This is a genomic window from Acinetobacter sp. S-1 (assembly GCF_059579785.1).
On record NZ_CM184207.1, the window covers coordinates 648,040 to 674,488 of the forward strand.

Consider the following 26,449-nt stretch of genomic DNA (forward strand, 5'->3'; position numbering starts at 1 on the left):
GTTGTCTTCCTCCAAAAAATTAAGGCTTTCTCAGCTTTTTAAGCGGTTGGCACTGTGGGCAAAATACACTGGCACGCTGACCGAGTTTTAAGTTTTCTAATGTGGTTTCACAGTTAACACACATTTCTCCAGCACGACCGTAAGCAAGAAGTGTTTGCTGGAAATAACCATTTTCTCCCATGGCATTGCTGTAGTCTCGTAATGTCGAGCCACCTAAATCAATTGCCGACTTTAAAATACGCTTAATCTCGACAACAAGTTTCTCAATTTGTTGCATGCTTAAGTCACCAGCAGGCTGTGCTGGGTGAATACCAACATTAAACAAACTTTCAGTTGCATAAATATTGCCTACACCGACGACTACATGATTATCCATAAGTGCAATTTTTATGCCGACAGACTTATTCTTGAGTTTTGAAGCTAAATATTCTGCATGAAAGTCAGTACTTAAAGGTTCAGGTCCTAAAGTATCTATGAGTTTGCCTTGAGTCTCGTGGTTAAGCCAAAGAATACAACCAAAACGGCGAGGGTCATGGTAACGTAATTGCTGATCTTCAAATTGAATAATTAGATGGTCATGCTTTCTCAGTTCGTCATTTGGTTCGGTCAGACGAAAGCTTCCTGACATGCCTAAATGCCAAAGCATTTGATCTTGTTCAAACTCTGCCAAAATATATTTTGAACGTCGATTTAACCCAATGAGACGTTGCCCAACAAGTTTCTGAACATCATCTGGTATAGGCCAGCGTAAGCTAGGATTGCGTACTTCAACACTTAGAACTTTTTGATTCAATAATGGAAATAAACTGGTTTTGGTGGTTTCGACTTCGGGTAACTCAGGCATGCCAACTCGCAGAATTAACAGATATACTGGATTAATCAAGTATAACGTGTGGTATGTAATATTTCAGAGATTACTATGTCAGATATTTTACCATTAAGCTGGTTTCAACGAGAAACCTCAGAAGTAGCTTATGATTTAATCGGCTGCGTATTGTGTAAGCGACAACCTGATGGCCAAGTGATCCGCTGTACAATTAGTGAAACTGAAGCTTATTTGGGCGTTCGTGATAAAGCTTGCCATAGTTACAATGACAAACGCACCGCTCGAACAGAGGTAATGTATTGCCCTGGTGGCACAATTTACGTCTATTTAATTTATGGCATGTATGAAATGCTCAATCTTATTACTCAGACAAAAGGTGTGCCTGAAGGGGTAATGATTCGTTCTGCATTCTTAAATGGTGCTTCAACCAAAAAAGAATATAAGCTTTTAGCTGGACCCGGCAAATTGACACGCTATTTAGGGATTGATCGGACTTTAAAAGGACAAACCTTGGGAGAGGAATCTGGACTATGGGTTGAAGCGGCATCAACGCAACCAGAAGTAGTTCTAACGCCACGGATTGGAATTGATTATGCCGAAGAAGCAAAACATTGGCCTGAACGATATTGCTGGAAAGATCATCCATCTTTGAGTCGATAATTTTAATCTGGAAATCAGTTTTTAGATATCGAGGAAGAGTGTTCCAGATTTACAACAATGCAGATCGAATTCAATATCCAGACAAGACACCGCTTTTTGTTATCATAACTACAATATAAATAAAGGAAATAAGCATGTCCTTATTACGCTTAGACCGACTTCATTACTGTATTTTGATGAGTATGGGCTGTATTTCTAGCCCACTTGTTTGGGCAGAAGATTTAACACAAGACGTAACTGTATTGCCAACATTACATGTGGAAGCAACTCGTACCGATACAACCTATTTGCAGACACCGGCCTCGGTTTTTCGAATAGATGCACCTCAAGTTCATACTTCTTCACAAGTAAATTTAACCGAAGTTGTAAAGGGTATACCGAGTTTACAGCTTCGCAATCGTGAAAATTATGCACAAGATTTACAATTATCTATGCGTGGTTTTGGTGCACGTTCAACTTTTGGTGTTCGAGGCATTCGCCTATATGTGGACGGTATTCCTGCAACAATGCCGGATGGACAAGGCCAAACGTCTAATATCGATTTAAGTAGTCTGGACCATGTCGAAGTTCTAACAGGACCTTTTTCTTCACTTTATGGAAACTCATCGGGTGGGACAATTTTAACTTCTACTAAAGAAGGGCAAGGCAAAGATTCAATTGAGCTGAGCTATTCGGGAGGCAGTCACCATAAAAGCCGAGCAGGGCTCGTGCTACAAGGTGGAGCAAAGGGTGCGAATGAACCAAGCTATGTTATTAGTTCATCATACTTCGATACTGATGGTTACCGAGAACATAGCGGTGCAGAAAAAGTACTAAATAATGCAAAGCTCAGTTGGAATCTTGATGATGGTAGTAAAATCAACTGGGTAACCAACTATGTAAAAATTCATGCAGACGATCCGCAGGGTTTAACCCGTGACCAGTGGAATGCAAATCCAAAGCAACAAGTTCCGTTTTTAAAGCAATTTAATGTTCGTAAAGATATTGAACAAACTCAAACGGGTGTGACGTGGTCTAAACCGATTAATGATAAAAATGAACTCTATGCCATGGCATATTTAGGTAATCGCCAAGTCACTCAATATCAATCTATTCCTAAATCAACACAAGATGCCAGCATCAATCATGCAGGTGGGGTGATTGATTTTGAGCGTGATTATTATGGCGCTGACTTCCGCTGGACGGGCAAAGAGTTACTTCCTAATACTACTCTAAGTGTTGGTGTTGCACTCGATGCAATGGATGAAGATCGTAAAGGCTATAATAATTTTGTAATGGTAAATGGTAAAGAATCTTATGGCATCAAAGGTAATTTGCGTCGTGATGAAGATAATACTTTGTGGAATATCGATCCCTATTTACAAGCATCATGGCAGTTCTTACCAACTTGGCGTTTAGATACGGGTGTTCGCTATAGCAATGTCCATTACAAATCTAAAGATAACTATTTAAGTAATGGCGACGATAGTGGTAAGACTGATTACAGTAAAGTTTTGCCTTCGGCTGCTTTAAGCTGGCAAATTTTACCTGAACTCATGGCCTATGTGAGTTATGCCAAAGGATTTGAAACGCCAACTTTTACTGAAATGGCATATCGCCCAGATGGAGAAAGTGGTTTTAATTTTGATTTAACCGCATCCACAAGCGATACCTATGAAACAGGCTTAAAATCACAAAACCAATTAGGTGATTTTACTTTGGCAGTTTTTCAAACTAAAACCAAAGATGACATCGTTTCAGCAGGAAACTCAAATGGCCGATCAACCTTTCGTAATGCAGATAAAACCTTACGTGAAGGCGTAGAGTTTGCATGGAATAAAAAGTTGTGGCGAGATTTAACAGCGACTGCTAGCTATACATATTTAGATGCAACTTTTGATGCTGATATTCCAGCTTTAGGAAGTATTGCTCAAATCCCATCAGGCAATGCCATCCCTGGAATTGCTAAAAATCAAGCTTATGCCTCTTTGGCTTGGCAGCCATCGCATGGTCTATATGGTGGTGTAGATGTACAGTATATGGATAAAGTATACGTGAATGATACCAACAGTGACGCAGCACCAAGCTACAGTGTAACCTCAGCTAATGTGGGTTATGCATGGGTAATGGGCGACTGGAAAGTGAATAGCTTTGCCCGTGTAGATAACCTATTTGATAAAAACTATGCAGGTTCAGTGATCGTAAATGATGGTAATGGACGTTACTTTGAACCAGCGGATGGGCGTAACTGGAGTGCAGGTTTACGTGTAATTAAGCAATTCTAGGAATTAAAAATGGCAAAATTATTTGAAACGGTTAACTTTGGTTCACTACAACTGGTCAATAGAATTGTAATTGCTCCGATGTGCCAATATTCGGCTACAGATGATGGTGAAATTACTTATTGGCATGAACAGCAATGGGCAAATTATGCATTGTCTGGTGCAGGCCTTTGTATTGTAGAAGCAACAGCTGTACAACCTGAGGGTCGGATTAGCTATGCTGACCTTGGGCTCTGGAATGATCAGCAACGTGACCAGATCAAAGCATTGTTAGCTAAGGTTCATACACTTTCACCGATGCCATTTGGAATTCAGTTAGCACATGCAGGACGTAAAGCGTCTACTGAAAAACCGTGGTTAGGTAAAGGTCAGATTGCAAAAGATCAGCCTCATGGTTGGCAAACGGTTGCTCCAAGTGAAAGTACCTTTTCAGTGCATGATGCAGCGCCCCATGCTTTGACCATTGCTGAGATTAAACAAGTTCAACAAGACTTTGCAGCGGCTGCAAAACGTGCTGTAGAAGCTGGGTTTGAGTTGATTGAAGTTCATGCTGCACATGGTTATTTACTTCATCAATTCTTATCGCCAATTGCCAATCAGCGTACTGATGAATATGGCGGTTCTTTAGAAAACCGTATGCGTATGACTCTTGAGGTTCTTCAGGCAATTAAACTCGCTGTACCAGAAGGTTATCCTGTTGGTGTTAGACTGTCTGCAACCGATTGGTTAGAGAGTATCGAGCACTGGGATGTTGAATCTACGGTTGGTTTATCAAAAGCTTTAGAGCAATTGGGCGCAGCCTATGTGCATGTGTCTAGTGGTGGTTTGCACGAGCATCAATCTATTACGATTGGGGCTGGTTACCAAGTTCCATTTGCTGAACAAGTCAAAAAGCATGTGTCTATTCCGGTCATTGCTGTAGGGCTAATTACTGAGCCAGAACATGCTGAACAAATTTTGGAAAACCAGCAAGCTGATGCTATTGGTCTTGCTCGTGCAATGTTATATGACCCAAGATGGCCTTGGCATGCAGCAGCGGCTTTAGGGGCAGAAGTTAAAATTGCGCCTCAGTATTTACGTTGCCAACCACATGGATTAAAGCAGCTTTTTAACTCTTTTTAATTGTATTGGGCAAAGTCATCTTTGCCCATTTTTCTTTCGTGAAGTGAGGATGGTCAGTGGTTTTTCAGGTTATTTTACCTATCTTGATATTGCTATTGATGGGCTATGTCTGTGTCCTCATCAAATTGGTAACACCTGAACAGATCAGGGCTCTTAGCGCATTTGTAATTAAAATTTCCTTACCGGCTTTTTTAATTCACTCATTGGCAAATAAAAACTTACAAGACATTTGGCACCCAGCTTATTTTCTTGCTTATGGTGGCGGGTCTTTAATTTTATTTTTCTTTGCTTTTATTCTCTATAGAAAATATTTTAAAAATAGCTTAACCCATAGCGCCGTCATATCGATGGGGGCATCTATGTCGAATACTGGATTTATGGGAACAGCTATTCTAACCATGTTGATAGGTAATCACGCTGCGATCTATATTTCTTTAACACTCATCATTGAGAATTTATTGATTGTGGCGCTGATGCTCATTTTGGCCGAAGCTGGTTTACATCAACAGCAAAATCTTTTACCGCTGTTAAAACAGACTTTTTTAAACTTACTCAAGAACCCTGTCATTATCGCTATTTTGGTTGGGATGGGATGCATTCTTTTAGATGTTAATCTTCCTGCAACGCTTGACCAATCTTTAGAGTTACTTGGGCGTACAGCTTCGCCTTTGGCCTTGTTTGCAATTGGCGGAAGTTTAGTAGGTATTGGAATAACAACGGTAAATATAGAAAGTGTTTTGTTAGCGACCTTTAAAGTTGTACTAATGCCATCTGTTATTTTTACACTTTTTTTAATAACTCCAAATGTAAGCCGTGAAATGCTTTACGCAGGAACATTAATCGCTGCTTTACCGATGCCGATTGCTTTCGGCATTTTTGGACAAGCCTATGGCTTAAATGAAAAGGCGTTAACACCACTTATGATTAGTACAATTGTTGGTTTTATTGGTGTGAGCTGGCTTATTGCTTTGTGGTGGTAAAAGAAAAGCCCCATAAGGGGCTAATTACTTACTATTTTTTAGGCGCTGGCTGTGCGGGAGCATTTGCAGCCTGTTTGCTCTTTTCTGCAATAATTTTATCAACCGAAGCTAACGATTCTTTAGCGTTAGGCACATTTTGATTGGCAAGTTCAGTAAAGATCTTTTTAGCCTGCGGTAGGTTTTGCGGAATGATATTGCCATTCGCCATCATGGTTGCTAAAGCCATCGACGCAGGCGCATAGCCTTTTTGCGCAATTGACTGTAAAGCTTCGATACCTTGGCGTTTCATTAAAGGATTTTTATTTTCAACACCTTGGCTAATGTCATAGAGTGCTTTGACCTGAATAGCAGGGTAGTTACCTTTTCGAATTAAAGGCGCCAATTTTTGAAGGGCAATTTGATGTGACTGTGGTTTTTTTTGAGCAAATAAAATCGTCGCAATTTTCACAGTTGCATCATCAGAACCTTGAGCTGATGCCTTTTGAATATATTGACTGAATTTGTTGCTATCTTTGGCAACCCCTAATTCACCAGTCTCATAAATTTGTGCAAGGGTGTAACTCGCTTGGGCGTAACCTTTATTTGAAGCATCCTCATAATATTTTAGAGCTTTAGAAGAGTCTTTTGCTGTACCTTGGCCCATTTGAGTCATATAGCCTAAGTTATAAATAGCTTGGGCGTTACCTGATTGGGCAAGGCGTTGCATTTCTTGAAATGCGGCAGAGTAATTTTTTGCTGCGTAGAGTTGCTCAGCTTGTTTAAAAACATCGGTTTTAGCAGCAGTCGCTGTGTTATCAGCTGCAAAAATTGATGCACTTGAAAGGGTGATTAGGCTTGCGATTAGTAATTTCTTCATTTCTTTTTAACCTTTTACTTCGTAGCTACATCAATCCATTGATGCATGAAAGAGTTTCAATTTCTCATCATAAATATTGATTGCTGAAAGTAAACAGCCGATTTGTATATAAAGCACTGCACTTTGGACAAATTGTGGAGAAAAAATACCCACTCATATTTATAAAACAGAGTGGGTAATATTGTTATTTTGCTGACTGAAGTAATGCTTCAATTTGCTTGGCATCAGTTGGTACGCCAGAGAGTCTTTGGCCATCTTGCAAGAACAGGGTAGGTGTTCCATCGATATTTAATTTTTGGCCTAAAGCAATATTTTTCTGAATTGGGCTTGAGCAACTTTTGCTATTAGTCGGTAATTTGCGATTAAGCATATAGTTTGTCCAAGCTTCTGCCGGATTCTTTGAACACCAGATTTGATTTGAAACTTTTTCAGCATTTGGATGCAAACTAGTAAGAGGATAAAGGAACACATATACGGTTACGTTATCAACCCCAACCATATTTTGTTCTAGGCGTTGGCAATATGGGCAATCTGGATCACTAAAGACATAGAGCGTACGTTCACCTTTACCTTTTACATATTTAATTGCCTGATTTAATGGCAAACTTTTAACGTCAATCTTACCTAACTCAGCAATACGTTCTTCAGTCATATTTTTTTGTTGTTTAATGTCGACTAAATTACCAACAAAAAAGTACTTCGCATCTTGGTTTGTATATACAATGCGGCCGCTTGTATACACTTCATAAATACCTTGCACAGGCGATTGATAAACACCTTTTACAGGCAAATCGGGATAATTTGTCTTAAGATTTTGTTCAAGTGTTTTAACATCAGCATGAGCAGAACCGAAAATAGCCAGACTCAACATGAGTGTAGCAAGTTTAGTTTTCATCTTTTTTCTCTTTAATTTCAACAGGGCTAATGATGGCATATAAAGCTTAAAAAATTGACGTTCTAATCTAATGAAATCATTAGTGTTTTGTATCTATAAAAAAGCCCACTAACTTAGCAGTGGGCAGTTTGGACTAATAAAAATTATTATTGTGGTCTTGCAACGTCGCCACTTAAAGCTTCAGGTAACCCAAGAACTTGAAGCCCTAACTCTTGTAGAGAAGCAGGTTTCGCAACAACTAAAGCAAGATAACCTTGATCATTTGCAATACTATTGACGACTTCAACATCATTATTTAATTGAGTTGCTGAAGCAGGCGCTTCACCTGTACCCTGAACCAGATGTAACCAGTGTTTTGGTTTTGCTTTAAACCAAAGACGCGCCACAATTTCCTGACCTAGGTAACAGCCTTTATCGTAATTGACGCCTTCACGTTGATGTAAACGTAATTCTTGGGGCTGGAATTCATGTTCAGTAGCCTGTGTAATCCAAGCTTGACCTGTCATAATGGCTTGTTTTTGCCATTCGGAAATATCAGTTTCAGCAGTATTGAACTCAGTTTGATGATTCACAACTTTTGGGAACACAATGCCTTGTTCACTTAAGATCATTTTTGAAAAAGCACCATACTTTTTAATATGTTTGGCAAACTCTTCAGCTTGATCTTGAGTAACTACAATTTCAAAACTTTCAGGATTAATCTTCTTTAGCCATAAGCCAAAGTGAATACGGCCTTTAAGATCACAAATCGCTGTATAGCGAGTTTCATTTTCAGCTAAACGTTCAGTATCTACAGTAACTTGGCCTTGTAAAAACTTTTGTGCATCTACACCGTTTAAAGCATATGAGGAGAAAGCGAGCAGACTCATGATTAATCTCAAATTCAATATGTTTCTTTATGATTGCTGACTATTTTGCTCCATTTTTACTAAAAAATCAGCCATAGTTTTCGTAATTTGAGTTTGTCCTGAAGCTGGCTTTTTTGTTTAAAAAAACACCAAAAATATACGTTCGGATAAATCGGAAGGTTTAAGCTAATAGCCATAATTTCAATAATTTTAAGGAAATTAAAATAAGGAGAATATGATGGCAACAGGAACAGTGAAATTTCATCGCGTGTTTAAGGCTCCAGCCGAGCGAGTTTACCGTGCATTTTTAGATCCAGATGCTTTAGTCAAGTGGTTACCGCCCCACGGTTTTACTGCGAAAGTTCATAGTTTTGATGCAAATGTTGGTGGCTCATACAAAATGAGTTTTAGCAATTTTTCAACAGGTTCAACCCATGCTTTTGGCGGAACATATGTGGAGTTAGTTCCAAATGAACTAATTCGCTACAACGATCAATTCGATGATCCAAATTTACCTGGGACTATGCAGGTTACTATTACATTAAAAAGCGTATTGGTAGGTACAGAAGTGCATATTACGCAAGAAGGAATACCGGAAGTTATTCCTGTAGAAGCTTGTTATTTAGGGTGGCAAGAATCCCTATCTTTGCTTACCTTATTGATTGAAGCTGAAATTCCAGATCAATAAAAAGTTATTTTTTAGGTCACATGAAAAGTGGGTAGATTTATTTCTGCTCACTTTTTCTTTTTGAGCTTTATTCAAAATGAATAAAATATAGAATAATTTTATCACTTCAAAATATAAACAATATACAGAGAAAAACGATGGATATACATATTAAAAGAATTTATGAAAAGGCCGACCCTAGTGACGGTAAGCGAATTTTGGTTGACCGCCTATGGAGCAGGGGAATTAGTAAAGAGAACGCTCATTTAGATTTGTGGCTAAAAGAAGTGGCTCCTTCAACTGAACTTAGAAAGTGGTTCCATGCTGCAACACCAGATCATTGGGAAGAATTTAAACAGCGTTATTTAGAGGAACTTGAAACCAACTCCGCCGTTGAAGAGCTACAACAAATCGCATCAAGGAATACAGTCACACTTTTATATTCAGCAAAAGATGTTGAAAACAATCACGCAATTATTTTGAAGGAATATTTATTAAGTAAAAACTTAAAATAATATATAAATTTTTTTTTGGTAAAAGTCTCTTATTTAAAACTTTAAAAAATGAGTCATTTCTCGCATAATATACTTTTTGAGATTTTTTTCATGTCTTTGCCAAACTGCCCAAAATGCCAATCAGAATATACTTACCAAGATGGCGACTTATTGATTTGTCCTGAATGTTCACATGAGTGGAAAGAAGGAGAAGCATCAGCAACTGAAGAACAAGAAATTATTAAAGATGCAAATGGAAATGTCTTGGCAGACGGTGATAGCGTCACTGTAATTAAAGACTTAAAAATTAAAGGCTCTTCTTCAGTCGTTAAAGTAGGTACGAAGGTAAAAACGATTCGTTTAGTTCCAGATGCAAGTGATGGTCACAATATTGATTGTAAAATTGATGGTATTGGTCAGATGAAACTTAAATCTGAATTTGTAAAAAAAGCTTAAACTGTTAATTATTATTACATTTCAGCAGAGATATACGTTTATATCTCTGCTTTTTAAATTCCTAACATCATTATAATTTTATTACGAAAAAGTATAAAAAATGGACTGTTCAAGGAATATTTACGCCTTTATATTGTCATTCATAACAAATAACTTTCGTCCAGAATAATAACGAAAGTCATACCCACACCAACAAAAAAATGAGGTTTTTATGGCAGGATGGTACGAAATTTCACAGGCGAGTGATGGACAATACCGCTTTATTTTAAAGGCAGGAAATGGTGAGCCTATTTTAAATAGCGAGCTATATAAGGCAAAAGCCTCTGCTGTAAATGGTATTGAGTCAATTCAGAAAAACAGTGGTGATGACGCCCGATATGAGCGTTTAACTGCAAAGAATGGGAAACCTTATTTCAATTTAAAAGCTGCAAATCATCAAATTATTGGCACGAGTCAGTTCTATGCGAGTGAAGCTTCACGAGATAAAGGAATTGAGTCGGTTAAAAACAATGGTTCATCAACGACTGTTAAGGACTTAACGGTTCAGGCATAAAATTGAGTTAAAAAAAGCAGCTTCGAAAAGCTGCTTTTTTATTTATGTATTTATTAACGCACTAATTTAGCTAAAAGCTCTTCTTTAGTTAAATTGCTCGCTTCAGCATCGCGGCGGCCTTTATATTCAAAAGTACCAGCATCAAGACCTTTTTCACCAATCACAATACGGTGTGGAATACCCATTAACTCAAGGTCAGAGAATTTAACGCCTGGGCGTTCGTTACGATCGTCAAGTAACACATCAAAACCTTGAGCTTGAAGTTCTGCATAAAGGGATTCTGCTGCTTCAAGAGTACGTGGTGATTTGTGCCCATTCATTGGAACAATTGCAATCTCAAATGGTGCAATGGCTTGAGGCCAGATAATACCTTTGTCATCGTAGTTTTGTTCAATTGCAGCTGCAACAACACGTGTTACACCAATACCGTAGCATCCCATAGTTACTGTAAATGGTTTGCCATCTTCACCTAAAACTTTACAGCCTAAAGCTTCAGAGTATTTAGTACCAAGCTGGAAAATATGACCTACTTCAATACCACGTTTAATTTGTAGTGTGCCTTTGCCATCTGGAGATGGATCGCCTTCAACCACATTACGTAAGTCAAAAACTTCGCTAATTTGCGCGTCACGCTCCCAGTTTACGCCAACCGCATGTTTGTCAGCTTCATTTGCACCAGCAACGAAGTCTGAAAGAACAGATGCAGCACGGTCAACAATTACAGTTAAGCCTTTTTCAACTAAACCTTGTGGACCTGTAAAGCCAGCAGTTAAACCAAATGCTTGAAGTTGTTCTTCAGTTGCAAAAGTAAGAGGCGCAGCAACTAAAGGATGTTTCTCAGCTTTAATCTCATTAAGTTCGTGGTCACCACGTACAAATAGAGCAACAACAGGAACATTACCTTTTTCATCAGCAATGCCTTGAACCAATAATGCTTTAACAGATTGCTTTGGATCAGCATTTAAGAATTGGCAGACATCATCAATCGTTTTTTGGTTTGGCGTTTCAACCAATTTAAATTCTTGTGTCGGTGCTGCGCGTTCACCCACCAAAACAGCCTCAGCCATTTCAACGTTTGCTGCATAATCAGATTCAGTTGAAAATGCGATGTCATCTTCACCACTAGCCGCCAATACGTGGAATTCGTGTGAAGCTGAACCACCAATAGAACCTGTATCTGCTTGAACTGGACGGAAATCCAAACCTAAGCGAGTGAAAATACGGCTATAAGTGTCGTACATCACATCATAAGTTTCTTGTAATGATTCTTGAGTTGCATGGAAAGAATAAGCATCTTTCATGATGAACTCGCGTGAACGCATTACACCAAAACGTGGACGGATTTCATCACGGAATTTAGTTTGAATTTGATAGAAATTTACAGGAAGCTGCTTATAACTTTTTAATTCGTTACGCGCCATATCTGTAATAACTTCTTCATGCGTTGGCCCAAGTACAAATGGGTTCGTATGACGATCTTTAAAACGTAATAACTCAGGGCCATATTGTTCATATCGACCTGATTCTTCCCAAAGACTTGCAGGTTGAGTCACGGGCATGAATACTTCCATTGCGCCTGAACGGTTCATTTCTTCACGAACAATCGCATCTACTTTTTTAAGCACACGTGTTCCCATCGGCAGCCATGTATATAAACCAGATGCCAATTTACGAATCATCCCCGCACGTAACATGAGCTGGTGTGAAATCACTTCAGCATCATTTGGGGTTTCTCTCAACGTTGCAAATAAAAAGCGGCTTGCGCGCATGGAAAAAGTCCTAAAAGTTAAGCGTTATAAAAACGCAGATTATACGATAATCGCTGCATTATGACATGAATCGTCGTGTTTGACGCAGCATAAAGTTTTTCAAGTCATCCAGATAAGTGAAAATGACGGGTACAACCACAAGAGTCAACAGAGTAGAGGTTATCACACCACCAATAACCGCATGAGCCATTGGTGCGCTTTGCTCACCGCCTTCGCCGAGACCTAAAGCTAAGGGAACCATCCCCATCACCATAGCACTTGTGGTCATCAAAATTGGACGTAAACGGGTCTTACCAGCTTGTAAAATAGCGTCATAACGGCTCACACCCTGATCCATCGCTTTCTTAATAAAATCGATCAGCAAAATCGCATTTTTAGTGACGAGCCCCATCAGCATGATAATACCAATAATCGAAAACAGATTTAGGGTGCTTTGGAACAAGAATAGGGCAAGAAAAACACCAATCAATGACAAAGGTAAAGAGGCCATAATTGCTGCTGGATGAATAAAGCTATTAAACTGAGAACCTAACACGATATAAATAAATACAATCGATAGGGTAATGGCTGTTAATGCGTATCCCGCAGATTCAGCCATATCGGCGTTTGCTCCTTGAGTATCGAATGTATAGCCCGCAGGTAACTTAAATGCCTTTTGCATTTTGTCGATGTCTTGACCAATATCTCCGCTCGGGCGACCAGAGGTATTTGCCTCAATAAGAACCTCACGTTCAAGATCACGTCTGTTAATTTGCGAAGCACCGAGCTTTTCTTCGGTCGTTGCGACTGCACTCAATGGAACTAATATATTTTGTCCAGCTGTATTGGTTTTATTAGAGTTGATATATAAATTTTGAACATCTTGCGGAAGCATACGTTTATTTTCATTTAAACGTAAATTCACATCATAAGTTTCGCCGTCGCGGTCTTCCCAAGTGGTGACATTATCGCCCGCAATTAATGGTCGAATGGCATTCGCAATTTGGGAAACAGATAAGCCCAAATCACTTGCCAGCACGCGATTAATATGAACACCCAAAGTAGGTTTGGGTTCTTTCAATGAACTTTCTAAATCAACTACGCCTTTAATTTTTTCCATTTCAGCAATAAAGCGATCTGAAATTTTCTGTAGTTCATTTAGGTCAGATCCTTTAATAGAAATCATGATTGGCTTTTGTCCGCCAGAGACAGAGTCTTGTGCTGCGGCAACAGAGGTCACTCGAATACCCGCTACAGTTTGCAAACGATCACGGAACTCATTGTTGAGAGTATTCAGATCTGAGCTACGTTCTTGTTTCGGTTTTAAGGTCACCCCTAAACCAGCATGATTTTTACCAGAGTCTACTTCACTGTTAACCACGCCATAAGTAGAAACGACATCGGGGAATTGTCTAATAATTTGATCGACCTGATGTAATTTGGCTTGGGTATATTCTAAAGAAGAATCTACAGGAGTCTCGAACTGGATACGGACTTCACCTTTATCTGGTGTAGGTACAAATTCGGTCCCGATGAGTTTAGATAGTCCTAATGCAGCAAATAATGAAGCGATTGCAACAATGACGGTAATAAAACGAAAGCGTAGAGCAAGCTTTAATAGCTTTTCATAAACATGAGTAAGCCGATCTAGCAAATTAGAAATATGGTTAAAAAAACGTTGTAGCCAATTATCTTTTTTCTTTACAGGATCTTTCCAATGAGCTGAAAGCATTGGATCGAGCGTAAAGCTAATAAACATTGAAATTAAAACAGCGGTACTGACCGTTACACCAAATTGATAAAAGAAGCGTCCAATCAGACCACCCATGAAGGCTACGGGTAGAAAGACTGCCACAATAGTAAGCGTGGTTGCGAGTACGGCTAAACCAATTTCTTTTGTCCCTTCAAGAGCCGCGGTCACATGGTCTTTGCCCAGTTCAGTATGTCGGACGATATTTTCCCGAACTACAATTGCATCATCAATGAGTAAACCAATACTGAGTGACAAAGCTAACAGCGTCATCATGTTAATGCTAAACCCAAATGCCCAGATAAAAGTTAAGGTTCCGAGCAAAGTAATCGGTAAGGTTAAACCGGTAATAACTGTAGAGCGGAAAGAGCCTAAAAAGAGTAAAACAATGAGAACTGCTAAAGCAGCACCTTCAATAATGGTTCGAACAACATCTTTGATTGAAGCGCGAATACCTTTAGAGCTATCAGCTACGACTTTGTAATCTAAACCCGCAGGCATTTGATCTTTTAATTTCTCTAACGTTTGATAAGTCTGATCGACGACTTTAATTACATTGGCATCGGAACTTTTTAAGATATCGACTGAGACCGCAGTTCTTCCATTATAAAAGGCACTCGATTGTAGTTCGGCTTGTGTGTCCTCAACAGTTGCCACTTGCTTTAAAAAAATGGGTGAACCATTTTTATTGGCAATCACCAAATCACCAAATGCAAGGGGATGAATAACTTTTGATTGAATCTGTACAACCAGTTCAGAATTTTTTTGCTGTAAGGTCCCTGCAGGCACTTCAATATTTTCATTTTTTAGCGTGTTAATGACCTGATCAATACCAATGCCGTAGCTTTGCAATTGTGCAGGAATAACCTTTATTCGTATTTGCCGTTTAGCGTCGCCCAATAAATTCACATTACCGACACCCGAAACCGTTTTAAGCTGAGGTACGATTTTTTTATCTACATACGAACTTAATTGCGCCAAACTCATGCTATTTGATTCAAATACGACTGACATGATTGGGCTAGAAGAGGGGTCATAGCGTTGCACAATCGGTGTATCAATTTCATCACGGAACTGCGCTGTGACGGGTGCAATTTTGTCACGAACATCCTGAGCAGCAATCGCCGAAGAAGTATCAAGATTAAACTCGGCAATCACCATTGAAAGGCCTTCACTTGAGCGTGAAGTAATCTGTTTAATTCCTGAAATTGTATTGATTTGATCTTCAAGTTTTTTTGTTATATCTGACTCCACAGCCTCAGGTGACGCACCCGCATATTGTGTGGTGACTACTACGAATGGGAAATCTATATTTGGAAACTCTTCGACAGTCATACGTTTCCAAGAGGCCAACCCGAGTACCATTAAGCTGAGCATCATCATAATGGTAAAAACGGGGTATTTCACACTGATTCGAGTAAACCACATACGCTATTTGCTACCTTATTTATTTTTGTCGGTTGTAACCGTCACTTTTTTATTAATGTCGGAATCTTCAAATTGAATACGGCTGACCAGATCTGTGCTTTGTAAACCTTCGACTAAAGCAATATTGTCGTTATAACGCTGTTCAACCACCCGAATTTTAACTTTTTGAATGGTGTGATTGCGTATTACCCATACAAACGGGTCATGTTGTATATTTTGAATGCTGTCTAAAGGAATAGTTTGGCCTTGATGAGTGTCATTGCGCAGAATGTTTCCATTAATGAAAGCTCCAATACTTAACGAGTCAATTTTTTCTTTAGGAGCAGCAAAGAACTCAATTTGTCGACTATCTTGATCTGCAACAGGTGAAATGCGAGTTAGCGTTGCATTTAATTGTTTTGAATTACCCTGAATTTGATATTGAATGTTACTACCGACCTTAAGTGCAGATTGCTGTTCAATTGGCAACTTGGCCTGTATTTCAAGTTGATCAGGATTTACGATTTCAAATAGTGTTTGTCCAACTGAAACAGTTTGACCAGGTTCAACTTGGCGTTTAGTAATCACACCTGAAATTGGACTAGTAATAATACCGTCTTGATCCGCTTTTTTAGCAATATCAACATTCGCTTGTTGTGCTTTTACACTTTCAAGCTGGCCTTTATAGTCAACCTGGCTTTGTTCAAACTCGACACGAGCAATAAAACCTTGATTAAATAATCTTTGTTTTCGGTTCATCAAATTACGAGCAAGTTCAGCTTGTGACTGAGCTGATGCAAGGTTGGCGCGTGCTTGCGCTAATCTTGCAACATTGTCCTGATTATTCAATCTCACCAGAACTTGGCCTTTTTGTACCTGTTGACCCACATTTGCAGTGACATTCGTCGCCGTTGCACTCACTTGTGCCTGAATGGAACTTTGCTGAACCGCTCGAATAGTTCCTGTAAATGCAGTTTGAGAGTCAAGAGCTCCTTCTTTAACTGCAATAAGGTCTTGAGGAATAAGCTCAATTTTGACAGGAGCTGATTCAGTAGTTTTGGTTGTTTCTTGCTGATTACATGCAGCTAAAATTAAACATAAACTAATAATACTTAGTTTAAAAAAAGTAGAAGGGGTGAGATGCATTGTGTGCATACAGCATCATCCTATAATTCAAATTTTATTTTGCCCCTATTCTTGATAAACCTTTGCAGTTATTCAAGCTTTTTTAAACGATCGATAATATTTTCATACTCATTGTTGGTTCGGTTATAGGTCTTGGAAAGTGTTTCAAGTGTTTGTTTAACCCGATTAATATTATTTAGATTGTTTTCAATCAAAGCCTTATGACGCTCAGGAATCGGTTCTCCTTTTCTGAAATACTCCATTTCCTGACGCTTAAATAAAATTTTGTCTTGTTGTAATTGATTAAGTTGTTCCTGCTGATAATTAATTTGCTTTTTTATAGACACTAATGCCTGATCTCTTTTAATCGAAGCTGTCTTACTATTGCTATAAGCTTTTTTTAATTTGATATCTTGTTCTTTATGTCGCGCTAATAATGCCCGTTGACTTGATTGATTTAAATCAGCTTCAGCATTATAAGAATGGTTTCTTTTTATTACTTGCATATTACGATCTAGAGCTTCATAACCATAACGAATATGAGCAGGTGTAACCGATGTACTAATATTGGCAATACCATGTTGATCATAATAACGATACCAAACCGCTTTAGGTGTATCGGCAATAGCAACACTAAAGGGTAAGAAAAAGAGTGATCCGAAGGAAATAATGCCTATAGATACAGACAAACAGTTCCTGTAAAAGGCATATTTCATCCTGTCATTCATTGAAAATCCCCAAAAAAGATAGCTAAGTCGCTTATTTTTAAATATTTAATCTTGATTATATTAATTATTATTTAGCTGAATAAAAATATAGTCATTATAAAAAAATGATAATTTTAATTAAAGTGTGATGAGGTTAAAAGTTATTGTTTATAAATGAGAAAGTAGACAAAAATGCCTCATTGAAAATAGAAGGTGAGATATGTTAAAAATGCGTATAAATGTGTAAAAACAAATTTAAGTTAAATTGCATTTATATTTTATTTTTATGGGGATGGAAGATTAAATGGAAGATGCATTCCAAAATCTGAAAGTAATGGTGATTGATGACTCAAAAACCATTCGCCGTACAGCAGAAACCTTATTACAGCGCGAAGGCTGTGAAGTGATTACTGCTGTGGATGGATTTGAAGCTTTGTCCAAAATTGCAGAAGCAAATCCGGATATTGTTTTTGTCGATATCATGATGCCTCGTTTAGATGGTTATCAAACTTGTGCTTTGATAAAAAACTCTCAAAATTATCAGAATATTCCCGTTATCATGCTCTCTAGTAAAGATGGTTTATTTGATCAGGCAAAAGGGCGTGTGGTAGGTTCAGATGAATACTTGACGAAACCTTTTAGCAAAGATGAATTGTTAAACGCGATTCGTAATCATGTAAGTTCATAAACAATAATTTGAGGGCAAAAAAATGGCACGTATTCTCATTGTAGATGATTCACCAACAGAAACTTTCCGTTTTAAAGAGATCCTAACCAAACATGGTTATGACGTGCTTGAAGCATCAAATGGTGCAGATGGTGTAACTCTTGCAAAAGCAGAGCAACCAGATCTTGTATTGATGGATGTTGTAATGCCGGGTGTAAATGGTTTTCAGGCAACACGTCAGATTACTCGTGATGAAGACACTAAGCATATCCCTGTTGTTATTGTGAGTACTAAAGATCAGGCAACTGACCGTGTATGGGGCAAGCGTCAAGGTGCAATCGATTATTTGATTAAGCCAATCGAAGAGAATCAATTAATTGATGTAATTAAACAATTTCTAAATTAACTCATCCATCCATAAAAACATAAATAACGGGCATTTTGTACCCGTTTTATAGGATCGAGTATGGCAGCGAATGGATTTATCGAGTTACTTCGTTTGTCTAAACGGGGTAATAAGAATTACGCTTCAGTTCAAAATGAAGCACAGCGATGGTCAGGAATTGCTTTTGAAATGAGAGGGCAATACTTCGTCGCACCACTTGGGGAAGTGTCAGAAGTAATCTATCCGCCAAAATATACACCTGTTCCAAATACCCAAAGTTGGGTAAAGGGATTGGCAAATATTCGAGGAAGATTACTTTCAGTGTCTGATTTGGCGCATTTTATTTTAGGGCAACGAAGTTCATTTTCGTCAACTCAAAAAGTATTGTGTATTAGCCATCGCGACCAGTATGTGGGGTTGGTCGTGGATCAGGTTTTGGGGATTCAGCACTTTAATAAAAAAAGCTTTTTTTCTCAAAGCTTAGACTTAGAGGAAAATCTAAAAGAATATTGCCAAGGTTATTTTCATCAACATAACCAGCATTGGCATGTCTTTTTATTTAGTCGTTTATTGCAAAACCCACATTACATGAATGCATCGACAAAATTTATAAACTAATTTTTACGCTGTGAAAACAGAGTATTTTTCTGGGGAAAAGCTATGGGCTTTAAGCTTAAAAAGAAAGGCAGTAGTCGAGTTGCGTCCGAAAAATCGGGTGTCAATTTTATTGCAACAATCCAGTCAAAAATTGAGCAATTTGCCAGTTTATTTGGGGAAAGTGAAAAGTCCAAGCCAATCCTATATGCAGCACTTTTATGTTTTGTGCTTGCATTAGTTTCTCTAGCCTATCTGTTCTATAACGTTCCACGTCATAACCAGTTAATTCGAAGTCTCGGTGAGTTGCGTTTGTTATCTCAAACGATTTCTAAACAAGCAACTGAAGCAACTGAGTCTGGCTCTCAAGAGGCAATCACCAAGCTACAGCAGTCTCAAAAAGACTTTAATGAAAACTTACTTGAGATTGAAAATATTCACGGTAAATCGACTGATGAATATCAAAAAGTTCAAGTTATGTGGACTGAACTTTCAAAAAACATCGATTTGATTTCAGCACATCAAAAAGTCCTTAACCAGTTATATGACACCAACATCTCTATTAGCGAAACCGTCCCTGAGATTCAGGCAGAATATAACTTGATGGTTGACCAAATGGCGCGTCAAGGTTTGCCAAGTAGTCAGGTAATTATTGCTAAAAACCAGGTATTTATTGCCGAACGTATTTTACGTTCTATTAACTCGGTATTAAGTGGTACCGATGGCAATGTATCGACTAGCGATTTTGGTGTAGACATTGATACGTTTGGTACGTATTTAAATGCTGAACTTAATGGTAATGCTGAATTGGGTGTTGATCGTATTGCTGATCCGGCTTTACGTGAATCATTAGAAAGTATTAAATCTGAATATGACAAAGTCTTAAAATCTGCTGCTGCCACGGTATTAAAAAATGGTAACCAGATTGTCAATGTTCGTCAGGCATCTTCTCAGATCTTCTCTAAATCAGATGTGATGTTAGATAACTTGGGGCATTTATCTGATGTAGCAAGAAAGAACTGGCTTACTTTATTGTTAGGTGCGGTGCTAATCAGTTCTTTAGCAGGCTTAATCTTCTCTGTATTTAAATTGATCACATTACGTAGTGTGATGGATAAGCAACGTGTTACTCGATTACAAGACGAATATGACCGTAACCAAAACGCGATTTTACGTTTACTTGATGAAATCGCCGATCTTGCAGATGGTGACTTACGTTCATATGCAACTGTATCTGAGGATTTTACGGGAGCAATTGCCGACTCGATTAACTTTGCGATTGACCAACTACGTGACCTTGTATCCCGTATTCATGAAACCTCTCAAGAAGTTGCTCGCTATACACAAGATACGCAGAGTATTACGAACCAATTAGCAGAGGCGTCTGAGCATCAGGCTCAAGAAATTGCTGGTGCATCAACAGCAATGAATGAAATGGCGCAATCGATTGACCAAGTATCTTCAAATGCATCTGAATCTGCTGAGGTAGCAGAGCGTTCGGTACAAATTGCCTCTAATGGTGCGCAAGTGGTAAACCGTTCAATTGAAGGTATGGACACAATCCGTGAACAGATTCAAGAAACGTCTAAACGTATTAAGCGATTGGGTGAGTCTTCACAAGAAATTGGTAACATCGTATCGCTCATTAACGATATTGCCGACCAAACTAACATTCTTGCATTAAACGCAGCAATTCAAGCATCTATGGCTGGTGAAGCAGGCCGTGGTTTCGCCGTAGTTGCTGACGAAGTACAGCGTCTTGCAGAGCGTTCTGCATCGGCAACTAAACAGATCGAAACTCTGGTTAAAACAATTCAGACTGATACAAATGAAGCTGTTATTTCGATGGAACAAACCACCACTGAAGTTGTGCGTGGTGCAAACTTGGCAAAAGACGCGGGTATTGCCTTGGATGAAATTCAAAAAGTATCGGGTGACTTGGCAAACTTAATTGCCAGCATTTCTGATGCAGCAAAACTTCAATCTGCATCTGCCAGCCATATTGCGACCACCATGACAGTCGTACAAGAAATTACTTCACAAACGACAACTGCAACCTTTGATACAGCACGCTCTGTTTCTGAACTAGCAAACATGGCAGAGTCATTACGTGAATCGGTAACGGACTTTAAATTACCTGATTAAATTGGGGATGAGAATAGCTGTTTCAGTACAGCTATTCTTCTAAAAAGTATTAACAACACCAGATAAATATTGGGGAAACAGCTATTTTTCTGGTGTTGACTCTGTCGTTTTTCTCCATTTGGGAGACAAGCAAAAGAAGCCTTTGCTATGAAAGAAATATTAAAAACTTTAACTGAAGCAATGATGCTACCGGAAGATAGCTACTCTCAACAAGACGATGAATTTCTTGAAATATTTGTCGAAGAAATTGAAGAAATTTTTGTTGAATTACAATCTTTGATTCACGAATGGATGCAATCTAAAAATATTGCTACGCTTACTGAAATCCGCCGTCATTTTCATACATTGAAAGGTTCTGGGCGAATGATTGGTGCCAAATCTTCTGCTGAGCTTGCTTGGACTGTAGAAGATACGCTTAATCGGGTAATTAATCAGAGTCTCGAATTAATTCCTAACATCCAACAATATGTTCAGTTGGTATTTAAGTTCTATTTCTTTAAGTTAGTAGATGACTTCAAATCTAAAAAAAATCATACCCTAGACTTTAGGCCCCTAATTTTATTGGGACAACAACTACAGCAACAGCAAAGTATAGAACCCGCGTTAGACGAACTTTTATTATTATCAGATATTCTTACTGCTGAAACTCAAACTGGTTTAGAAACAAATGACTTAGAACCAGAATCTACAGAAGTTTTAACTATTTTGACTCCAGAAGTTGCTATAGAAACTGAACAGACTCTTGCTGAAACCTTAATTTTATTTATGGAAGAAGCAGAAGAGCACTTAGCGACAATTGATCAGTTTTTGGAAAAAGAAATACATCAGCATGAAAGTTATAATGCTTTAATACGTGCGTTACATACATTACGTGGCAGCTCTGCCATGGCTCATGTAGAACCAATCTTTGAAGCCAGTACCAAAGTTGAGCATTTATTTAAAATACTATTACAAGAAGAGCTTTCTTCTCACTCTGAAGAAATTTCATTACTCCGTGATTATCGTCAGTTTATTCGAAATAGTTTAGATCTATTGGCTGCACATTGCTCTACTGAGCAATTGGAATCTGATTTACAGAAATTTAATCAGGTTTGGGATACTTACATGGAGCAGCATGGAGAGCATTCAAGCCCACTCATGCCGCCACATGGTTTAGTGTCTCAGCTATTACAGCTAGATGTTGCTGAATTACTTGATGCGGAATTAGACTTTGAGAAGGGAATACGTACAGAGTTTCCTCATTATCTTGAACGTTTAAGTGAACAAGCAGATGTTTTGCTGCAACATACTCAGTCGCAGGCAATGATTGGTTTATATGAATATACTAACCAGTTGAAAGAAAGCTACGACATATTGCTTGATCGACCTGATTTATTGCAATCAGATTATATTTTTGAAATTTATCAAAAAGCGCACCAACAATTAATTCAGTTATTTGATGCATTAGCTGCGGGACAAAGAGTAAGTATCATTGAGCAACACCAAAATGTCTTGGATGAGCTAAAACTATATACTCAATATATTCCAAATCTTAATTCCGAATCATTAGAAACTCATCAAGACGTTTTTGAACCATTGTTTAATGCTGAAGTTGAACAAACGGCGAATGAACCTCTGATAGAAAATGTATTCACTGATCAGGTCACCATAGGGCAGAGTGTACAACTAGATCGACAATTCATTTCATCTGAGCATGTAAACCGTCATTTTGATCCAGATCTTTTAGATATTTTTCTTGAAGAAGCCGATGAGTTGCTTGAGGGAATGGATACAGATCTTAATCTTTGGGTTGATGATCAAGAAAACTTTGCCGCTCTCAATAATCTGATGCGTTATTTGCATACCTTAAAAGGTGGGGCAAATATGATTCAGGCAACTTATATTGGTTTAATTGCACATGAGTTAGAAAGTATTTATGAGCGTTTAATTCAAAAACAGTTGATAGCTTCGTCTGCTCTCATTGATTTTATTCGACTAGTTCAAGATGACTTGGCTGACCGTCTTCAAATAGTGCGTGAACAGCACCTAGATTATGCTGCTTCTCATACTATTCAAGCACTTAAAAATGCAGGTCAGGTATTTGATTCTCATATTAAAGAGAGCAAAACAGAACCTGAAACGTATGTTATACCTGAATTAAATTTTGAAGTATTACAACAAGAAGCGATAAATAATACGGCGTTAAACCTCAGTGAGTTAACTTCTGGTTCTGAGCAGATTGCTAAGTCTAATAATCAACTTGTTGAGCAAACCGAATTACAAGTTCTTTATGCTGATCACAATCATACAGAGAATATCCCAGATCAAGATATTAATACTGTTGTCGAGCAGACGTTTATGGAGGAAGCGGCCGAACTATTAGAAATGGCCGATCATCTATTAAAACAATGGTTCGAGCAACGTACTAACCGTAGTATCTTGCTTCAACTACAAAGGGCAGTGCACAGCTTGAAAGGCGGTTCCCGTATGCTGGGACTTGAAACCGTGCAAGCGATTGCTTATCAACTTGAGAATGCTTTTGAACAATTTGCGCTTCATCATTTCAGCTCAAATATTTATGACAACTTATTAGAGAGTGCAATTGTCTGGTTAAAAGAGGCAATTTTTAAACAAAATTATCAACACTTCGATGGTTTACAACAAAGTCTGGAAAATATCCAGTTCATTGAAACAGCAATTCAAATTCCTAGTAAGTTAACTAGAACTGATCTATTCAGCACGGAACCTGTAATGAGTTTTGTGCAAGGTGACGGTACAGAACCACCGCCAATGATGAGTGATTGGGAACAAGCACAACGCCTTGATCAAAATAATGAGATGATTCGAGTCTCGGCAGATTTAATTGAAAAAATGATTGATCTGTCTGGTGAAAATTCGATTAACCGTTCGCGAATTGAAATGGATTTAAGCCAATTTGGTCATACCTTAGCGGAAATGGAATTGGCTATTCAGCGACTTGCAGATCAGTTGCGTCGAATGGAAGGCGAATTAGAAACCCAAATTATTGCAAAACACGGTATTGAGAACTCACGTTATACGGAATTTGATCCTTTAGAGATGGACCAATATTCTTCATTAAATCAGTTATCAAAGTCTCTTGCCGAGTCTGCATCAGATTTAGTAGATTTTAAAAATACATTATCTGAAAAGATCAGAGACACTGAAGGTTTATTGGTACAGCAATCGCGTATTCAGGCTGAAATTCAAGAAGGTCTTATGCGAACACGCTTAGTACCATTTTCTCGATTGTTGCCTCGTCTGCAAAGAATTGTGAGGCAGACTTCTACCGCGTTAAATCGACCAGCAGAGCTTTTTGTTAATAATACAGAAGGCGAGCTGGACCGGACAATGTTAGAACGTTTGGTTACGCCACTTGAGCACATGCTTAGAAACGCAATTGACCATGGACTAGAAGACCGTGCGCAACGTGAGCAAGCACAGAAACCAGAAACGGGACGTATTGAACTCAATATTCATCGTCAAGGTACAGATGTTGTAGTTACATTTAAGGATGATGGGCAAGGTATTGATATCGAGAAGGTTCGTCAAAAGGCGTTAATGTCTGGTTTGATTAATCCAGAGCAAGTATTAGAACATCAAGATATTTTACAGCTGATTTTCCATCCTGGTTTAAGTACAGCCGATCAAGTCACTCAGATTTCAGGTCGTGGTGTAGGGCTGGATGTCGTGCAAAGTGATATTAAGGCCTTAGGTGGCCATGTGAGTGTCGACTCTGTATACGGGCAGGGAACTGTCTTTACCATACGTGTTCCAACGACAGTAGCTGTTAGTGATGCTTTAATGGTTAAAGTTGCTGATCAGCAATTTGCAATTCCATTGGCTCAGATTGATCGAATTGTACGAGTTTCACCAGCATCATTAGAACAATATTTCGGAAGTGCACAAGAGCTCTTTGAATTTGAAAATAAGCGTTATCCATTACGTTATTTATCTGAGTTTGTTGGTAATCAACCAATTCCGCGCTTAAGTGGAATGATGTATTCATTACCAGTATTAATGATTAAGGCAAATAATGGACAAACCGTCGCATTATTAATTGACCAACTGATTGGCTCACGCGCACAGATTGTAGTTAAGCCAATAGGACAACAATTCTCTAGCATTGGTGCGATTGCAGGAGCAACTATTTTAGGTGATGGCCAAGTTTGTCTAATTTTAGATGGACAAAATATTGCTCGCCAAATTCAATCTACTCGCCCACATAAATCGCTTAATGAAACTATTTATAGAAAACGCGAGTCTGACGAGCGACGTCTTATCATGATTGTAGATGACTCGGTAACTGTACGTAAGGTGACGTCTCGCTTACTTGAACGTCAGGGCTATGATGTAGTTACAGCTAAAGATGGGGTTGATGCCATTGAGCAGTTGGAAAATATTAAACCAGATCTCATGTTACTTGATATTGAAATGCCGCGAATGGATGGCTTTGAGGTACTTAACCTCGTTCGACATCATGATCTACATCAAGATATGCCAGTGATTATGATTACATCACGAACTGGTGAAAAACACCGTGAACGAGCATTTACTTTAGGTGTGAACCAATACATGGGTAAACCTTTCCAAGAAGAAGACTTACTTCACAATATTGATGCGTTATTCATGACATTTGAAGGGAGACTTGCCTAATGAAAAGTAATATAAGTACATCCTTAATTAATGAAATGGACCAGCAAGAGCTTCAGCATTTAATTACTGTCTCAACTGGTTTTATTGATGCATATATTATCGAGTGTCATCAGCAAGTGCCGATGCTATTGCCGCAAAATATAGTGTTATCTGCTATGGATGTTAAAAACGGTATCAAGCGTATTGAATGGCATGATGTAAAACTCCCTGTTTATTCGGTTCACAACGAAATAGATTCTCGAGCAGTAGCTTTAGTCATTGAAAGCGAAGACATTAGTCAACGTTTTGCACTTGTGTGTAAATCGATGCCAGTTTCAGTTCGTCTGCGTATTTCTGAAGTCGTAGATGAAAATGAAGATATACAAGAGTCTTTACAGCACTCAACTGTATTTAAATACGTTCGTATGGACAATCAACGCTACCATGTTCCTAATTTGCAATATATTCAAAATTCACTTCATCTATAAAATATCTAAAAAAGGAACTCATTTTGAGTTCCTTTTTTTATCAAAAATAGATGAAATTCTTTTATAGAATATAAATTTATTTGTTTAAAAAATCATTGAAGTGCTTGCTTTATTTATATCGTAAATTTATATTTTATATGTATTCCAAATGCTAAAATATAAGAAATTACCCATATTTACTTT

The 26,449-nt window shown here is 38.3% G+C and carries 23 protein-coding genes; 14 read left to right on the plus strand and 9 right to left on the minus strand.

Annotated features, from left to right (window positions below; genetic code table 11):
- Positions 1 to 19 precede the first annotated feature (19 nt).
- On the minus strand, positions 20 to 844 hold the full coding sequence (gene mutM, locus AC52J8_RS03205) for a bifunctional DNA-formamidopyrimidine glycosylase/DNA-(apurinic or apyrimidinic site) lyase (protein WP_002133839.1): 825 nt from the start codon (positions 842 to 844) through the stop codon (positions 20 to 22).
- A 75-nt stretch (positions 845 to 919) separates the two neighbouring features.
- On the opposite strand from mutM, the gene AC52J8_RS03210 reads away from it, so the two are divergent.
- From AC52J8_RS03210 to AC52J8_RS03225, 4 genes are all read left to right on the plus strand, one after another.
- Positions 920 to 1,486 carry a DNA-3-methyladenine glycosylase gene (locus AC52J8_RS03210; protein ID WP_032038267.1) on the plus strand — a complete coding sequence of 189 codons (567 nt, stop codon included), beginning with the start codon at positions 920 to 922 and terminating at the stop codon, positions 1,484 to 1,486.
- 134 nt (positions 1,487 to 1,620) lie between these two features.
- Positions 1,621 to 3,750, plus strand: coding sequence for a TonB-dependent receptor family protein (locus AC52J8_RS03215; protein WP_197738969.1), 2,130 nt, complete (start codon positions 1,621 to 1,623; stop codon positions 3,748 to 3,750).
- Positions 3,751 to 3,759: 9 nt separating this feature from the next.
- Entirely contained in the window at positions 3,760 to 4,869 is a 1,110-nt protein-coding gene (locus AC52J8_RS03220) for an NADH:flavin oxidoreductase/NADH oxidase (RefSeq protein ID WP_005064310.1), read from the plus strand.
- A gap of 56 nt (positions 4,870 to 4,925) precedes the next feature.
- Complete coding sequence (locus tag AC52J8_RS03225; RefSeq protein WP_039762970.1) at positions 4,926 to 5,849, plus strand: AEC family transporter; 924 nt, start codon at positions 4,926 to 4,928, stop codon at positions 5,847 to 5,849.
- 31 nt (positions 5,850 to 5,880) lie between these two features.
- Here the strand turns inward: AC52J8_RS03225 and AC52J8_RS03230 are convergent, their stop codons facing one another.
- The 4 genes from AC52J8_RS03230 to AC52J8_RS03245 form a co-directional block, all read right to left on the minus strand.
- Positions 5,881 to 6,705, minus strand: a complete 825-nt coding sequence (locus tag AC52J8_RS03230; protein WP_005064315.1) for a tetratricopeptide repeat protein — start codon at positions 6,703 to 6,705, stop codon at positions 5,881 to 5,883.
- A 184-nt stretch (positions 6,706 to 6,889) separates the two neighbouring features.
- Positions 6,890 to 7,600 carry a DsbC family protein gene (locus AC52J8_RS03235; RefSeq protein ID WP_017482156.1) on the minus strand — a complete coding sequence of 237 codons (711 nt, stop codon included), beginning with the start codon at positions 7,598 to 7,600 and terminating at the stop codon, positions 6,890 to 6,892.
- 146 nt (positions 7,601 to 7,746) lie between these two features.
- On the minus strand, positions 7,747 to 8,469 hold the full coding sequence (gene ygfZ, locus AC52J8_RS03240) for a CAF17-like 4Fe-4S cluster assembly/insertion protein YgfZ (RefSeq protein WP_086399658.1): 723 nt from the start codon (positions 8,467 to 8,469) through the stop codon (positions 7,747 to 7,749).
- 59 nt (positions 8,470 to 8,528) lie between these two features.
- The gene (locus AC52J8_RS03245) at positions 8,529 to 8,645 is read right to left on the minus strand and encodes a hypothetical protein (RefSeq protein ID WP_002116161.1); all 117 of its coding nucleotides are present in this window, start codon (positions 8,643 to 8,645) and stop codon (positions 8,529 to 8,531) included.
- Positions 8,646 to 8,683: 38 nt separating this feature from the next.
- On the opposite strand from AC52J8_RS03245, the gene AC52J8_RS03250 reads away from it, so the two are divergent.
- From AC52J8_RS03250 to AC52J8_RS03265, 4 genes are all read left to right on the plus strand, one after another.
- Complete coding sequence (locus AC52J8_RS03250) at positions 8,684 to 9,136, plus strand: SRPBCC family protein (protein ID WP_086393562.1); 453 nt, start codon at positions 8,684 to 8,686, stop codon at positions 9,134 to 9,136.
- Positions 9,137 to 9,273: 137 nt separating this feature from the next.
- A complete protein-coding gene (locus tag AC52J8_RS03255; protein WP_057070571.1) occupies positions 9,274 to 9,630 on the plus strand; it encodes a DUF488 domain-containing protein in 357 nt (118 codons plus the stop codon).
- Positions 9,631 to 9,720: 90 nt separating this feature from the next.
- Positions 9,721 to 10,065 (plus strand): zinc ribbon domain-containing protein YjdM, encoded by a 345-nt coding sequence (locus tag AC52J8_RS03260; protein WP_002116259.1) that lies wholly within the window; start codon positions 9,721 to 9,723, stop codon positions 10,063 to 10,065.
- A 211-nt stretch (positions 10,066 to 10,276) separates the two neighbouring features.
- Entirely contained in the window at positions 10,277 to 10,618 is a 342-nt protein-coding gene (locus AC52J8_RS03265) for a YegP family protein (RefSeq protein ID WP_005064346.1), read from the plus strand.
- Between the two features lie 53 nt (positions 10,619 to 10,671).
- Here AC52J8_RS03265 and AC52J8_RS03270 read toward each other — a convergent pair whose 3' ends face one another.
- From AC52J8_RS03270 to AC52J8_RS03285, 4 genes are all read right to left on the minus strand, one after another.
- Entirely contained in the window at positions 10,672 to 12,387 is a 1,716-nt protein-coding gene (locus AC52J8_RS03270) for a proline--tRNA ligase (protein ID WP_086399659.1), read from the minus strand.
- Between the two features lie 58 nt (positions 12,388 to 12,445).
- A complete protein-coding gene (locus AC52J8_RS03275; protein ID WP_068565015.1) occupies positions 12,446 to 15,544 on the minus strand; it encodes an efflux RND transporter permease subunit in 3,099 nt (1,032 codons plus the stop codon).
- 15 nt (positions 15,545 to 15,559) lie between these two features.
- Positions 15,560 to 16,669: an efflux RND transporter periplasmic adaptor subunit gene (locus AC52J8_RS03280; protein ID WP_086611500.1), complete on the minus strand. Its 1,110-nt coding sequence runs from the start codon at positions 16,667 to 16,669 to the stop codon at positions 15,560 to 15,562.
- Positions 16,670 to 16,737: 68 nt separating this feature from the next.
- Entirely contained in the window at positions 16,738 to 17,376 is a 639-nt protein-coding gene (locus AC52J8_RS03285) for a hypothetical protein (RefSeq protein WP_044100316.1), read from the minus strand.
- A gap of 283 nt (positions 17,377 to 17,659) precedes the next feature.
- On the opposite strand from AC52J8_RS03285, the gene pilG reads away from it, so the two are divergent.
- The 6 genes from pilG (at position 17,660) to AC52J8_RS03315 (ending at position 26,266) form a co-directional block, all read left to right on the plus strand.
- The gene (pilG, locus tag AC52J8_RS03290; RefSeq protein ID WP_000389061.1) at positions 17,660 to 18,043 is read left to right on the plus strand and encodes a twitching motility response regulator PilG; all 384 of its coding nucleotides are present in this window, start codon (positions 17,660 to 17,662) and stop codon (positions 18,041 to 18,043) included.
- A gap of 22 nt (positions 18,044 to 18,065) precedes the next feature.
- Positions 18,066 to 18,428, plus strand: coding sequence for a response regulator (locus AC52J8_RS03295; RefSeq protein ID WP_002116220.1), 363 nt, complete (start codon positions 18,066 to 18,068; stop codon positions 18,426 to 18,428).
- Positions 18,429 to 18,488: 60 nt separating this feature from the next.
- The gene (locus AC52J8_RS03300; RefSeq protein WP_002116439.1) at positions 18,489 to 19,025 is read left to right on the plus strand and encodes a chemotaxis protein CheW; all 537 of its coding nucleotides are present in this window, start codon (positions 18,489 to 18,491) and stop codon (positions 19,023 to 19,025) included.
- A gap of 42 nt (positions 19,026 to 19,067) precedes the next feature.
- The gene (locus AC52J8_RS03305; protein ID WP_005072794.1) at positions 19,068 to 21,146 is read left to right on the plus strand and encodes a methyl-accepting chemotaxis protein; all 2,079 of its coding nucleotides are present in this window, start codon (positions 19,068 to 19,070) and stop codon (positions 21,144 to 21,146) included.
- Positions 21,147 to 21,293: 147 nt separating this feature from the next.
- Complete coding sequence (locus AC52J8_RS03310) at positions 21,294 to 25,799, plus strand: hybrid sensor histidine kinase/response regulator (RefSeq protein WP_086399660.1); 4,506 nt, start codon at positions 21,294 to 21,296, stop codon at positions 25,797 to 25,799.
- The gene (locus tag AC52J8_RS03315; protein WP_197738970.1) at positions 25,799 to 26,266 is read left to right on the plus strand and encodes a hypothetical protein; all 468 of its coding nucleotides are present in this window, start codon (positions 25,799 to 25,801) and stop codon (positions 26,264 to 26,266) included. The genes AC52J8_RS03310 and AC52J8_RS03315 overlap by 1 nt, the downstream gene beginning before the upstream one ends.
- Positions 26,267 to 26,449: the final 183 nt, after the last annotated feature.